Annotated in this window: 15 protein-coding genes; 14 read left to right on the top strand and 1 reads right to left on the bottom strand. The window is 35.3% G+C overall.

The genetic code is table 11. From position 1 onward, the window contains the following. Positions 1–53 precede the first annotated feature (53 nt). The 4 genes from BLQ56_RS17835 (at position 54) to BLQ56_RS17820 (ending at position 2,443) form a co-directional block, all read left to right on the top strand. Positions 54–800, top strand: coding sequence for a segregation/condensation protein A (locus tag BLQ56_RS17835; RefSeq protein ID WP_090857566.1), 747 nt, complete (start codon positions 54–56; stop codon positions 798–800). Between the two features lie 4 nt (positions 801–804). After that, positions 805–1,395 (top strand): SMC-Scp complex subunit ScpB, encoded by a 591-nt coding sequence (scpB, locus tag BLQ56_RS17830; protein WP_090857563.1) that lies wholly within the window; start codon positions 805–807, stop codon positions 1,393–1,395. Between the two features lie 101 nt (positions 1,396–1,496). Further along, a complete protein-coding gene (locus BLQ56_RS17825) occupies positions 1,497–1,913 on the top strand; it encodes a hypothetical protein (protein WP_090857560.1) in 417 nt (138 codons plus the stop codon). Positions 1,914–1,954: 41 nt separating this feature from the next. Beyond that, a complete protein-coding gene (locus BLQ56_RS17820; RefSeq protein ID WP_090857558.1) occupies positions 1,955–2,443 on the top strand; it encodes a YpuI family protein in 489 nt (162 codons plus the stop codon). A gap of 59 nt (positions 2,444–2,502) precedes the next feature. Here the strand turns inward: BLQ56_RS17820 and BLQ56_RS17815 are convergent, their stop codons facing one another. Then, positions 2,503–3,315, bottom strand: a complete 813-nt coding sequence (locus BLQ56_RS17815; protein WP_090857555.1) for a DUF2935 domain-containing protein — start codon at positions 3,313–3,315, stop codon at positions 2,503–2,505. Positions 3,316–3,467: 152 nt separating this feature from the next. Here BLQ56_RS17815 and BLQ56_RS17810 point away from each other — a divergent pair, with 152 nt between their 5' ends. The 10 genes from BLQ56_RS17810 to BLQ56_RS17765 all read left to right on the top strand — a co-directional run bounded on the left by BLQ56_RS17810 (position 3,468) and on the right by BLQ56_RS17765 (position 13,988). Then, positions 3,468–4,373 carry a superoxide dismutase gene (locus BLQ56_RS17810; RefSeq protein WP_090857552.1) on the top strand — a complete coding sequence of 302 codons (906 nt, stop codon included), beginning with the start codon at positions 3,468–3,470 and terminating at the stop codon, positions 4,371–4,373. 170 nt (positions 4,374–4,543) lie between these two features. Continuing rightward, positions 4,544–5,701 (top strand): D-alanyl-D-alanine carboxypeptidase family protein, encoded by a 1,158-nt coding sequence (locus BLQ56_RS17805; RefSeq protein ID WP_090857549.1) that lies wholly within the window; start codon positions 4,544–4,546, stop codon positions 5,699–5,701. Then, complete coding sequence (locus BLQ56_RS17800) at positions 5,694–6,290, top strand: nucleoside recognition domain-containing protein (protein WP_090857545.1); 597 nt, start codon at positions 5,694–5,696, stop codon at positions 6,288–6,290. The genes BLQ56_RS17805 and BLQ56_RS17800 overlap by 8 nt, the downstream gene beginning before the upstream one ends. Then, complete coding sequence (locus tag BLQ56_RS17795) at positions 6,290–6,823, top strand: spore maturation protein (protein ID WP_090857542.1); 534 nt, start codon at positions 6,290–6,292, stop codon at positions 6,821–6,823. Before BLQ56_RS17800 ends, BLQ56_RS17795 begins: the two co-directional genes overlap by 1 nt. A gap of 190 nt (positions 6,824–7,013) precedes the next feature. Then, positions 7,014–7,754, top strand: coding sequence for a 23S rRNA pseudouridine(2605) synthase RluB (gene rluB / locus BLQ56_RS17790; RefSeq protein ID WP_090857539.1), 741 nt, complete (start codon positions 7,014–7,016; stop codon positions 7,752–7,754). Positions 7,755–7,873: 119 nt separating this feature from the next. Beyond that, a complete protein-coding gene (gene resA, locus BLQ56_RS17785) occupies positions 7,874–8,395 on the top strand; it encodes a thiol-disulfide oxidoreductase ResA (protein WP_090857536.1) in 522 nt (173 codons plus the stop codon). Between the two features lie 12 nt (positions 8,396–8,407). After that, complete coding sequence (locus BLQ56_RS17780) at positions 8,408–10,075, top strand: cytochrome c biogenesis ResB family protein (protein ID WP_090857533.1); 1,668 nt, start codon at positions 8,408–8,410, stop codon at positions 10,073–10,075. A 3-nt stretch (positions 10,076–10,078) separates the two neighbouring features. Then, positions 10,079–11,251 carry a c-type cytochrome biogenesis protein CcsB gene (ccsB, locus tag BLQ56_RS17775; RefSeq protein WP_090857530.1) on the top strand — a complete coding sequence of 391 codons (1,173 nt, stop codon included), beginning with the start codon at positions 10,079–10,081 and terminating at the stop codon, positions 11,249–11,251. A gap of 236 nt (positions 11,252–11,487) precedes the next feature. Continuing rightward, entirely contained in the window at positions 11,488–12,204 is a 717-nt protein-coding gene (locus tag BLQ56_RS17770) for a response regulator transcription factor (protein WP_090857528.1), read from the top strand. Continuing rightward, positions 12,201–13,988 carry an ATP-binding protein gene (locus BLQ56_RS17765; protein ID WP_090857525.1) on the top strand — a complete coding sequence of 596 codons (1,788 nt, stop codon included), beginning with the start codon at positions 12,201–12,203 and terminating at the stop codon, positions 13,986–13,988. Before BLQ56_RS17770 ends, BLQ56_RS17765 begins: the two co-directional genes overlap by 4 nt. The last annotated feature ends 114 nt before the right edge of the window (positions 13,989–14,102 follow it).

Below are 14,102 nucleotides of genomic sequence, written 5' to 3'. Positions count from 1 at the left end.
ATACTATTAATTATCTATTAGTAAGTTAGTGTATGATATTTGGTGGGGTTATAATGGAATATAATGTAAAAATAGACTCATTTGAAGGACCTTTAGATTTACTGTTGCATCTGATAAATCGACTAGAAATTGATATATATGATATCCCAGTTGCAAATATTACAGAACAGTATATGTTTTATATAAAGACGATGACAGAAATGAAATTAGACATTGCAAGTGAGTACTTGGTCATGGCAGCAACACTACTTGCAATAAAAAGTAAGATGCTACTTCCTAAGCAGGAAGAGTTGTATGATGAGGATTTAGAGATTGATATTGAAGAAGATCCACGTGAAGAGTTAATGAATCGATTAATTGAATACCGTAAATACAAAGGTGCCGCTGAGGATTTGAAAGTACTGGAGGAAGAAAGAAGTCATATCTTTACAAAGCCTCCAAGTGATTTAGGTGAATGGATGGAAGAAACCACTAACCTCAACCAAAAAATCGATGTCAATCTGTATGATATGCTGGGTGCACTTCAGAAATTAATGCGCCGAAAAAAGCTTCAAAAACCATTAACAACGAGAATTACGAGGCAAGAAATACCGATTGAAAAAAGAATGGAAGAGATTTTAGTAGAACTTCAAAACAGTAGAGAACGAAGAAATTTCTTTGATCTTTTCCCATTACCTATAAAAGAACACATTGTTGTAACGTTTTTGGCTATTTTGGAACTATTAAAAAATAATTCAATAATTCTTGAACAAGACCAAAACTTTTCGGATATATTTGTATCTTGTAAGGAAAGGATTTGACGTTGTGAAAATAACCCAATGGAAAGCAATTGTAGAGGGTTTACTATTTGTAGCGGGTGATGAAGGATTAAGTCTTAAACAGCTTGCCGCAGTCCTTGAAGTAGACCAACAGATTGCTCAAGATATCATTAGTGATTTGATTATAGATTACAAAGACGAAGATAGAGGGTTGCATTTAGTTGAAATTGCAGGTGCATTTCAACTTACAACTAAAAAAGAGCATTCTGAGTATTTGAGAAAGCTTGTTGAGTCACCATCTAATACCGTTTTGTCACAGGCTGCACTTGAGACATTGGCTATTGTAGCATATCGGCAACCAATCACAAGAGCTGAAATTGAAGAAATACGAGGCGTGAAAACTGAAAGACCACTCCACACTCTCGCAGCTAAAGCATTAATCAAAGAGGTTGGCAGAGTTGAAAGAACAGGACGTGCGATCCTTTATGGTACGACAAAGGAATTTCTTGAGTATTTTGGTCTTAAAACCATTGAGGAATTACCACCCTTACCAGAAAAAATAGATGATGAATCAGTTCAGGAAGAAGCAGATTTATTTTTTGAGAGGTTCCAAGAAACAGTAGATGATTCAAAATAATCTCACATCATTGGCTAGTATATGTTAAAATAAAACTAAGCTAATTTTGTAGTTTGTTTTCCATTTTCAGAGTAAGGTAAATACAAACAAAGAGGTGGAATATGAAAATCAAAGACTGTAGGGGCTATGAACTTGAAAAAGAACAGCCTAATACATCTGAGGACTTTTTTAATCGTTCGGAGGTCGTTTATCTCGATCAAAATGAGGAAAGAATATTTCATGTGTTGTATGTGCGATACTTTGATGAGCAATTATCAGAAGAAATGCCATATAATAACAACAGTTTATTCAAAGTAGGAGATCGACAAGTAACGCTAAAGGATGTCATTGGCATCGTTTGTCTATTGAGTAATCCAAATTTCCGAAATCGCAAACGTGTCTATATTAATTCGCTGGAAGAATTACTATCGTATTTTAAGGGATTTGATTTTGACTTGTTACCAAAGATATTTCAAACGATTGAGGAAAACAAATTGTTTAATATTGAACCAACAATGCTATATACAACGATTAAATAAGTGAATTTACTTTTACATATAAGTAGTGGAGGGAAAGTTTTATGGGAAATCTAATTGTCAAATCACAAACAGAACAGGTAGAGGAATTCTTAAGAAATTCGGTTTCATCTATTACAAATTATTTAAACCAAACAACAATTGATTCATTAATAAATGAAGCAGATGGTGAAAAGGAATATTTTGAAAGTCTGTTAAGCAATATTAGACGTCTTGTGGTTTTTTGTGAAGAAGGACTTGATGCGTGTCAGGTTGTTTTGACGAACGAACCTTTTAGAAAAGGTGCTGCAGAAAAAACTTTGTATAAAATCTATCACCAATGTATTGAGGAGTTTTTCTCACCTAAAAATGATTCTTGGTATGAAGACAGTCGTTCAGCATATACAGGTAAGAATGCATTAACCTTTAGGCAGACTCCACCACCATCTACTGAGAAATTACTGTCTTCTTTGGAGGCAAGTTTTCAATCAATTCGTGAAGAGCTTGAATTTTACGAAACTGATTATCGCACAAAAATGCTACAGTCTAAATAGTGTTGAAAAAACTCAATCTGATTATGGATTGAGTTTTTTTAACTTAATCATAGGAAAGTTTAAACATTGGTTCTCGGTTTTGTTGGGTCACAGGCAGGAGGTTTAACATCTTTTGTAGATTGTGATAGTTTTGTTAAATAATAACATTCCTCCCTTGCCATATGATCTGCCATTAAAGGGGTTAACACACCTAATAATTCCTTGTTTAGCTCCATCTCCTCAAGTTCATTTAGAAATCCTTTGAAAATCGTCATTTCTAATTCGACTTGATTATTAAATCGTGATAGTGCAGGGAAATCGAACTGATTTGTACGTAAATACCCCACTAATTCAACCGCTTTAAGATAAAAATCTTCCCATTGCTTCGTATACTCCTGACCTTTCTCTTTCAAATCTTTTTCAACTCGATCAAGATTATCTGCTATCGCTCCTGCGTGACCAGCCGCATCAAGCAACCACAATAAGTGGTGATGAAGGGCATGGGTTGGTGGGACCGAATTCCCTTTCACAAGGTAACTTGCCACCCTGAGCCACTCTTCAAGTTCGTTTACCATGTGGCTTATAAAAGAGGGAGGAAGTTGAATCCCCACTTTCCCTACTAAATGCTGTTTGATAATATCTAACTTAAAGGCTCTTAACCTTTCTCCTTCTTCTATACCAGACTGAATAACAGCTTGTAACTCGTCAATATGTAATGACTGGTTTGATGCTCCAAGAAGTTTATCAAAACTGGAGATAAAATACTTCGCAGTAGAAATCCTTTTCTCTTCATTTGAAGATAAAGATTCAAAAATAAAGCGGCTATGATCTCCTAAAATCTGCATCCAAAAATTCACTTCAAAAACAGCTTCTTTTATAAACGCTTGATTCATATTAACACCTCCAAAATGTCCTTCTTAAATGTATGATTATTAATTGGTCTTCATGTGTAATAATTTTCCATTTTAAAACCGTGGGTTGATGTCACGTAAAATTAAAAACAGCATAGTATAAAGCGGAAAACAATAGGGGAGGAATTTATGGTATGAGTAATCAATTGAGTTATAAACAGTACATTCAGGAAGTTACTTTGTGGGCTGAACAACTAGAAACACTATTGGGTGAAATGCGAACCGAGGACAATGAAGCAAAGAAGAGTAAGAATGAAATTAGCGATTTGTTAAATTTGTTAAACAGCTTTGAGAATGAGATTCAGTATGAGGATATTGTTAGTATTAAAGAGAAGGTAGATATACTCTATCAGGATAGCTCATCAATCTTGCAAACTAACAGACAAACGGATGAGAGGTTAAACCTATACAATGGTATTAAAATTGGTGAGCACAAGTTACCTCCACTACCGTATAGCTATGATGCACTAGAGCCATATATAGCAAGTGAAATAATGGAATTACATCACAAAAAACACCATCAAAGTTATGTGGATGGACTAAACAAAGCAGAACGAATGATGGAAAAGGCTCGTCAAACAGGTGAATTTGATCTTATAAAGCACTGGGAACGAGAAGCTGCATTTCATGGTTCTGGTCATTACCTACACACCATTTTCTGGAATGTGATGAATCCAAGGGGTAAGAAAATTCCTACTGGCAAACTACTAAATAAAATCACAGAAGACTTCGGTAGTTTTGATGCATTCAAACAGCATTTCACAGAGGCAGCCAAAAAAGTGGAAGGTGTAGGATGGGCAATTCTAGTTTGGTCTACAAGATCACATAAATTAGAAATTCTACAATCTGAGAGACATCAAATGTTAACACAATGGGATACGATACCTTTATTAGTCTTAGATGTATGGGAGCATGCTTATTACTTACAATATAAGAATGAAAGAGCAGATTATGTTCAGAATTGGTGGAATATAGTTGATTGGAATGAAGTGGAAAATCGCTTTAAAGAAGCTTCAAAACTTCAATGGAAGCCATTTTGATCATTTAATAAATCTAAATAAATTGTCCTGAAGCTGTGTTCAAGGAGTGCAATGCACTACCTTAATGGAATACAGCTTTTTATTTATCATATTAGCTTTTCCAATTTTCGTTCATATACGGACTTGTATTGCATAAACTTGTACAAAACAGCAAAAGGGACGGGGATTTGATGACCTACTTAAGGAAATTTACCATATTACTACTAACATTGATGATCTTATTTTCTTATATTCCTCAAAAGACGGCTGCATTTGGATCAGTGAGTGCACTTAGTGCAGTTTTAATAGAAGAAAAAACTGGACGTGTCATATTTGAAAAAGATGCACATACACAAAGGAGAATTGCAAGTATTACAAAAATAATGACAGCAATATTGGCTGTTGAGTCTGGAAAGATGGATGAAATGGTCAAGGTAAGTAGTCGTGCATATGGAACAGAGGGGTCATCATTGTACCTACAAGAAAACGAGAAAATAAAATTGGAAGATTTAGTTTATGGATTAATGCTACGATCAGGAAATGACGCCGCAGTGGCTATAGCAGAGCATGTGGGAGGAAGTTTAGAGGGCTTTGTCATAATGATGAATCAAAAGGCGGCTGAAATTGGAATGAGAAATACTGAATTTGCCAACCCCCACGGACTAGATGATCATGAAAACCATTATTCGACTGCATATGACATGGCGATTTTAACACAGTACTCAATGGCTAATGAACAATTTAGGACCATCTTTGGGACAAAGGTACACCGGGCTCCAAATCCGAATGAGAAGTGGGATCGCGTTTGGAAGAATAAAAACAAACTATTAACTGGCATGTATCGGTACAGTACAGGGGGGAAAACCGGATATACTAAGCTTGCGAAAAGGACACTTGTATCAACAGCTTCCAAAGATGGGTTAGATTTAATTGCAGTGACAATAAATGCTGGTGATGACTGGAATGATCACATGAATTTATTTAATAGTGCTTTTGAAGAATACAAGCTTGTAAGATTAATGAAAAAGGGGAAATTAGATAACATAAAGGATACTTTCTATAAGAATAATGTTTATATTAACCGTGACTTAGTGTATCCATTAACAGAAGATGAGAAAGAGAACATAGAAATAGATATAAAACTGCTAAATCCAGAAGAGAACGAGTGGGATCAGCAAAGGGACGTTCCAGATATTGTTGGTTCCTTAATAGTAAAGCAAGGAGGAGAAAATATTGGGAAGCTCCCAATCTATTTCTCTCACAATAATAATGATGATCAAAAAAGTGGTTGGTGGGGAATATTTAAGAAACTCTTTATGATCACAATGGGTGTAAAGACTGATGGTTAATATTATATGGGTACTTATGACAATTGTTGGTATTGTTTTTGCGATGATCAATGGGACGATTGAGGAAGTAAATGAAGCCTTATTCAAAGGGGCTAAGGAAGCCGTTACAATTTGTATTGGACTTATTAGTATCCTAGTGTTTTGGCTTGGACTAATGAGGATTGCGCAGGATGCTGGGTTACTAAAGAAATTAGCAAGGCTTTTTCAGCCACTTGTAAGTAGATTATTTCCAGAAGTGCCTGTTAACCATCCTGCTATGGGATATATACTATCGAATATGATTGCAAATTTATTTGGTCTTGGGAATGCTGCAACTCCAATGGGAATAAAAGCGATGGAGCAATTAAGAGACTTAAACGGAGGATCTACAGAGGCAAGTCGATCAATGATTACCTTTCTTGCCATCAATACCTCTAGTTTAACTTTAATTCCAACAACAGTAATTGCGATACGGATGACTTATGATTCTGCCAATCCTACAGAAATTGTTGGGACTACTCTTATCGCAACACTTGCTTCAACAATAGGAGCGATATTGATTGATCGATATTTCTACCATCGTAGAAAGCGAAAAGGGGGTAACAGGTAATGGGGGTTGTTAGTCTCATTTCACTATATATTATTCCAGTCATAATAGGTTTCATCTTAATTTATGGAACCGCAAAAAAAGTGCCAACATACGAGTCTTTTGTTGAAGGTGGAAAAGAGGGTATCAATATTGCATTTTCTATTATACCTTATCTAGTAGGAATGCTTGTATCAATTTCAATCTTTCGAGCTTCTGGTGCAATGGATTTTTTCATAGATATATTACGTCCTGCTCTACAATTTATTGGTTTTCCTGCAGAAGTTGCACCATTAGCACTAATAAGGCCGATATCAGGGACAGCTGCATTAGGAATGACAACAGATTTGATCTCAACATATGGTCCTGATTCGTTTATTGGACGTTTGGCATCGACCATGCAGGGAAGTACAGATACAACTTTTTATGTATTAACAGTATACTTTGGTGCAGTAGGAATCAAAAAAATGGGAGATGCTTTAAAGGTTGGTCTTTTGGCTGATCTAGTAGGAATCATTGCTTCCATAGTTATTGTACTATTATTGTTTGGAGGTTGACGATAGAAGACATACCTAAGTGGGTATGTCTATTTTTTATTTTTATATCATGTAAGTGGATATATAATGTCGACGATTAGTGAATAAGTTTTGTTGAATATTAAGACATTAATGATATAAGGGTATTATTGATTACTTTGGCTTGTTTATTATGTGAGAAACAAGTAAGATGTTACAAGAGGTGAACACAATGGAACGATTACAAAAAATAATAGCTCAAGCAGGTGTTGCGTCTAGACGTAAGGCTGAAGAATTAATACTTGAGGGTAGAGTAAAGGTAAATGGAAAAGTAGTAAAAGAACTTGGAACGAAGGTAACCCTTAATGATAAAATTGAAGTGAACGGGATTCCACTTGAAAAGGAAAGACCTGTTTATTTCTTATTGTATAAACCAAGAGGCGTCATATCTAGTGTTTCAGATGATAAAGGAAGAAAGGTAGTAACGGATTTATTTCCATTTATTGAGCAAAGAATTTACCCAGTAGGAAGATTAGATTATGATACTTCTGGTCTTTTGCTTATGACTAATGATGGAGATTTTGCGAATATATTAATTCATCCTAAATATGAAGTTGATAAAGTATATGTTGCAAAGGTGAAAGGAATACCTTTACGTGAAAAGCTTAAACAACTAGAAAGAGGAATTATGCTTGAAGATGGAAAGACTGCTCCGGCTAATGTGAAAGTACTCTCTGTTGATAAGAAAAAACAAACATCAATTATTGAAATAATCATCCATGAAGGAAGGAATCGTCAAGTACGAAGAATGTTTGATGCAATTGGCCATGAGGTAATAAAGCTCAAACGGGAAAGATTTGGTTTCTTAACACTACAAGGATTGGCTACAGGAGAGTATCGAGAATTATCACCACATGAGGTTAAACAATTAAGAGCATTGGCGACAACAGAGGGTAATCGTTTGAAGAAATAAATATTTAAAAATAATTATTACAATTAGACACATAATGTTCAAAAATAACTAACGTGGGAATAGTGAAAAATGCTATAATATCATGTGTATTTAATGTTATTTTTAATGGGAGAGGTAGTATGAAAAAGTATCGTTTATTAATGCGAACTGTGATACTGCTACTTTTAGCAACTGCTTTGGGATACACGCTTTATTCTAACTTTTTTGTTGAAAAAGTAAAAGTAGCAGTCGGTGATAAAGCCCCTGACTTTGTCATAACAGACCTTAATGGCACAAAGCACCAATTATCAGAGTACCGAGGTCAAGCTGTGATTGTTAATTTTTGGGGTACTTGGTGTAAACCGTGTGAAAGAGAAATGCCGTATTTAGAAAACCAATATCAACTATATAAAGATCAAGGTGTTCAACTTATTGCGGTAAATGTAGGTGAACCGGAATTTAGTGTAGAAACATTCGTCGATAAATATCAAATGACATTCCCAGTGGGGATTGATAAAGGAAATGAACTCTTACATCTTTATGGAGTAGATCCGTTACCGACGACGTTTTTTATTGATAAAGATGGAATAGTGGTTGATATTGTATCAAGAGAACTAACAGAAAGAATGATTCATGATTATATGGAACAAATCAAGCCATAAGGGGTTTTAATAATGGAACAAACTAAGTGCACATGTGGACATATTAACCCGCATGGTACAATCTTTTGTGAATCTTGTGGAAGACCCATCGAAGAAAACAAGACTCAAAAATTACTAGATATGCGCTATGAAGGTAGTGCAAGGAGATCACAGACGTATAATAAAACCTTTATTGATAAGATTTGGAACTTTTTTTCATCTGTAAAGGTTGGAGTCTGGTTGATTGTCGTTACGTTAATTGCGTCGGCAGTTGGAACGATTTTCCCACAAGAAATGTACATACCCCCTACGGCGAATCCAGCTGACTTCTATGGTGAAGAATATGGATATGCAGGAAAACTCTATTATCTGTTAGGATTCCATAACATGTATGGCTCTTGGTGGTATATGATCCTTATTGCTTCAATTGGAATCTCTCTTTTTATTGCCAGTCTTGATCGAGTAGTTCCACTTTACCGTGCTTTGAAGAAGCAAGGAGTTACTAGGCATGGAAGCTTCTTAAGACGTCAACGCCTTTTCAGTGCTACTTCGGGAACTGAAGTAGCAGATGAGGACTTCAAAATAATAAAAGAAAATTTAGTAAAAAAACGATATAACATTAAAGAAGAAAATGGAAATATACTCGCTGAAAAAGGGCGCTTTTCAAGATGGGGCCCCTATGTAAATCATATTGGGTTAATCATTTTTTTATTTGGAGCAATGTTGCGTTTTATACCTGGAATGTATGTTGACGAAGTCATGTGGATTCGCGAAGGAGAGACAACTAGTATACCGGGTACTGATGGGAAATACTTTTTGAAAAACGAACAATTTCTAATGGAAGTCTATGAGAAAGAAAATGAGAAAGAAGTTTTTGGAGAAGCCATTGACAGAGTAGGAAATGGGATGGCAGTAAAAAATTATCAAACCAATGTAGTCTTATACGAACGCGATCATACGATGATTGCAGGGGATGACACCAATCTTCAAAAAATAAAAGATTGGAAGATTCGAGTAAATGAGCCGCTTAAACATAATAAGTATGCTCTATACCAAGTTGACTTTAAATTAAATGAGTTTAAAGCAATGTCATTTAACCTGATTGATAAGGAAACTGAGACCAATCACGGAAAGTTGACAGTAGAACTAAGAAATCCACAAAAAATGTATGAGCTAAACAATGACTATTCGGTAGAAATGGTTAGCTATTTCCCAGATTTCTTCTTTGATGAGAACGGCGACCCAGCAACGAAATCGAAAATACCGAATAATCCAGCGTTTGTATTTAAGATGTTTTCTCCCGAAAAACCAGAAGGTGAAGTGGCCTTTGTGGCCATACAACAAAACATTGAGCCGTTTGGTAATAACCAATACAAAATGACATTTGCAGGGCTCGATACGGCGAATGTATCTGGTTTGATCGTTCGAAAGGATCTAACTCTTTGGGCGCTTGCTCTAGGAGGTCTAATCTTTATGATTGGAGTTATACAGGGGATGTATTGGAATCACCGTCGTATTTGGGTTCAAAAAATCGACGGAGAAGTAATGATTGCTGGTCATACAAATAAAAACTATTTTGGTCTAAAGAGGGAACTTGAGTTCATTGTTGGGAACACAAGTATAACAACACCTATTGATCAATTAGATAAAGAGAACCCAAAAGAAATAGTAGAAACCAAAAAGGTTGAGAAGGAGGGGTAGGCATTGGCAGCATTGAGTGGGAATTTATTATATCTTTCTTTTATCCTTTATTTAATTGCAACATTTTTCTTTGGTGGTGCGATTCGAGATAAGAAAGAAAAGTCTAATATTAATCGATGGTCCCAAATAGGGATCATACTAACAATAATCGGTTTTATTGGACAGGTTGGATATTTTATTACCCGATGGATCGCTGCAGGACATGCTCCTGTAAGTAACTTATTTGAATTTACAACGTTTTTCGGAATGATGGTAGTTCTTGCTTTTATTTTTTTATATTTCATATATAAAACAAGTGCTCTCGGTTTATTCTCTCTTCCAGTTGCACTGCTTTTAATTGCTTATGCAAGTATGTTTCCTAGAGAGATTTCACCTTTGATTCCAGCACTTCAGAGTGATTGGCTTCATATTCATGTAACTACGGCTGCGTTAGGACAAGCGGTATTAGCAATTAGTGCGATTACTGGAGTTATCTATTTATTAAAAGTGGTTGACCAAAGTTTTTCAAGTAAGCGTACTTTCTGGCTCGAATTTATCATGTATACACTTGTTACAACAGTAGGATTTATTTTAGTATCAATTGTATTTAGTGTGATGAACTATGAATCAACATTTTCATGGATTGATAAAAATGAGAAACAAGCTGAAATGGTCTATCATTTACCTGCCCTTGTTGGCCCTAATGAGGGTGAGTTATTAACAGAAGGTAAGTTTGACCCAGTTATTGAACTACCTGCCATTTTAAGTGCAAGGAAAGTTAATACTGTACTATGGTCGTTTTTAGTTGGGACAATTCTGTACGGATTATTTAGACTTATGCTACGAAAGAGAATAAGTGCAGCACTTCAACCAATCGTTAAAAATGTTAATTTAGATTTAATTGATGAAATTGGTTACCGTTCTGTAGCCATTGGATTTCCAATCTTTACACTTGGCGCCTTAATATTTGCAATGATTTGGGCACAAATCGCATGGACTAGATTTTGGGGTTGGGATCCCAAGGAAGTTTGGGCACTAATTACATGGTTATTCTATGCTGTATTCTTACACTTACGATTATCAAAAGGCTGGCATGGTGAAAAATCAGCTTGGCTAGCTGTTATTGGTTTTGCCATCATCATGTTTAACCTCGTGTTTGTTAATCTAGTTATTGCTGGCTTACACTCATATGCGTAAATAGCAGAGGTCTGACAATTTTGTCAGACCTTTTTTAATTTGGCTAAATTATGATAAAATTGTGTCAGAAGAAAGAAAGTTTTTTACCTTTTGTGACAAATGTTATAGAAGTCTGTGTCTTATTTATGTACGATAATGTTGTCTTAAGGTTTTTTATATATTCATTGTATTAAAACAGTATTGAAAGTTTAGTATGTTCGATGTTCAAAGAGTGATACAGTCTGGAGGTTTTTTTGATGGAGAAAGAAGCTAGAATCTTAATTGTTGATGATGAAGAGAGAATTAGACGTCTATTAAAAATGTATTTAGAGAGAGAGAATTATGTAATTGAAGAAGCTGAAAATGGTGAAATTGCAATTGATAAGGCATTGCAATCTGAATACGATTTAATTTTATTAGATCTTATGATGCCAGGAAAAGACGGTATCGAGGTTTGTAAGGAAATAAGAGAAAAAAAATCAACACCGATTATCATGCTAACTGCTAAAGGTGAAGAGATTAATCGTGTTCAAGGTTTTGAGGTTGGCACTGATGATTATATTGTCAAACCATTCAGCCCAAGGGAAGTAGTATTAAGAGTGAAAGCATTGTTAAGAAGGTCTTCACCTACTTCATTTTTACAAACAGAAACGACTACAAAAGATGTTATCGTTTTCAGTCATCTTACAATTGATAATGATGCACATCGAGTAACTGCTGATGGTAAGGAAGTTAGCTTAACACCTAAGGAATATGAACTTCTTCTGTTCCTTGCGAAAGCACCTGACAAAGTGTATGACCGAGAGCAATTATTAAAAGAAGTATGGCATTATGAATTCTTTGGTGATTTAAGAACAGTGGATACTCATGTGAAAAGACTGAGAGAAAAGTTAAATAAAGTTTCCCCAGATGCAGCCAAGATGATAGTAACGGTTTGGGGAGTAGGTTATAAGTTTGAGGTAGTTAATGAATGATGTTCTGGCGAAGTATAGTTGGAAAACTTTGGATCACCATCCTTTTACTAGTTTCATTTGTATTATTTATCTTAACTGTCTTACTGCTTGAATACTTTGAAAATTATCACGTAAATGAAACAGAAGCTGATTTGACTCAGCTTGCCACAAAGATTGCAACAACACTCGAGACTTATGATGATAACGATGTTGCTAGAGCAATCGCATGGGAATTCGCTGATGATGTTACAAAAGTACTAATTATATATGATGAGAACACTTATTGGTATTCTCCGGACTTAGAAGGTATTGGGAATCTACCTATTTCATATTTTATGGATGATCCTAATTTACAAAAGGTCTTTTCAGAGGATATAAAGGTAAGTGAGAAGAAATATTTAACGGATGCTGGTCTGGATTCAGAGTTCCCTGATGAAATGTTTATCGTAGGTGCTCCACTACACTTCTCAAGTGATAAAACAGGTGCGGTATTTATTTATCAATCTTTAAATATCGTTGAAGAGACGTCCAAAAGAACAAGAACATTTATTTATTTTGCTGCAGGTGTAGCAATAATATTAACAACAATTTTTGCGTTTTTCTTATTAACAAGAATTACGGCACCACTTCGTAAAATGAGAGAGGCTGCTTTCGAATTATCTAAAGGCAAATTTGATACAAAGGTACCCATTCTGACAAATGATGAAATTGGCGAACTTGCAACAGCCTTCAATCAAATGGCACGTCAACTTAAATATAATATAAATGCAGTAAACCAGGAAAAAGAACAACTTTCGAGTATTTTATCAAGTATGGCAGACGGTGTTATTACATTAAATCGTGACAGTACAATACTAATTACAAACCCACCTGCAGAACGGTTCTTACAAGCGTGGTACTATCAGCAGGGAATGAAAAATAATCCTGGAGAAGAACTACCTGAAGAAATTAGAGAACTCTTTCAAAAAGCAGTTTCATTTGAAAAAGAACAAATTATTGAGGTAAGTCTCCAAGGGAGAAATTGGGTTATAATCATGAGCCCTCTTTATAATCAGACTTATATTCGTGGGGCTGTGGCTGTTTTACGCGATATGACTGAGGAAAGAAGACTTGATAAATTAAGAACTGATTTCATAGCAAATGTTTCACATGAGTTACGGACACCGATTGCAATGCTCCAAGGTTACAGTGAAGCAATTATAGATGATATCGCAAGTTCTGAGGAAGAAAAGAAAGAAATTGTTAAGGTCATCTATGACGAGTCATTGAGAATGGGGAGATTGGTTAATGAATTATTGGATCTTGCGCGTATGGAAGCTGGTCATATCACACTAAACAAGGATGAAGTAAATATTGACCAATTTATTGAGAAAATAATAAGGAAATTTCAGGGGTTAGCAAAAGATAAAGAAATTAAACTAACTACCTCCAAAAGTGAACAAACTGTGGGTTCTCTTGTGTTAGACCCTGACAGAATCGAACAAGTTCTCACCAATCTAATTGATAATGCAATTAGGCATACAAAAGAGCAAGGATCTGTCACCCTTAATATCATGTCACAAGAAAATGGAATTTTGTTTGATGTGTCAGACTCAGGGTCGGGAATTCCTGAAGAAGACTTACCATTTGTGTTTGAACGATTTTATAAAGCTGATAAAGCAAGAACAAGAGGACGTTCAGGAACCGGTTTGGGGTTAGCGATTGCAAAGAACATTGTTGATGCCCATCAAGGTGAAATATCAGTTCATAGCAAAATAAACGAAGGTACGACATTTACTTTCTTTTTACCTCGAAAAACTGAGTAATATGAAAGGTGTTGCCGAAGATTCTTGTTTCATAAGAAACAATGATGTTGAAACTAAGGAATTATACAATAGGAGGCTGTCCCATTTACTTAGGGGCAGTTTTTTATTATAACA

The organism is Litchfieldia salsa (assembly GCF_900104555.1).
GTDB lineage: Bacteria > Bacillota > Bacilli > Bacillales > Bacillaceae_L > Litchfieldia > Litchfieldia salsa.
The sequence above is the reverse complement of the archived record's forward strand: the minus strand, read 5'-3'. Positions and strand labels throughout refer to the sequence as shown.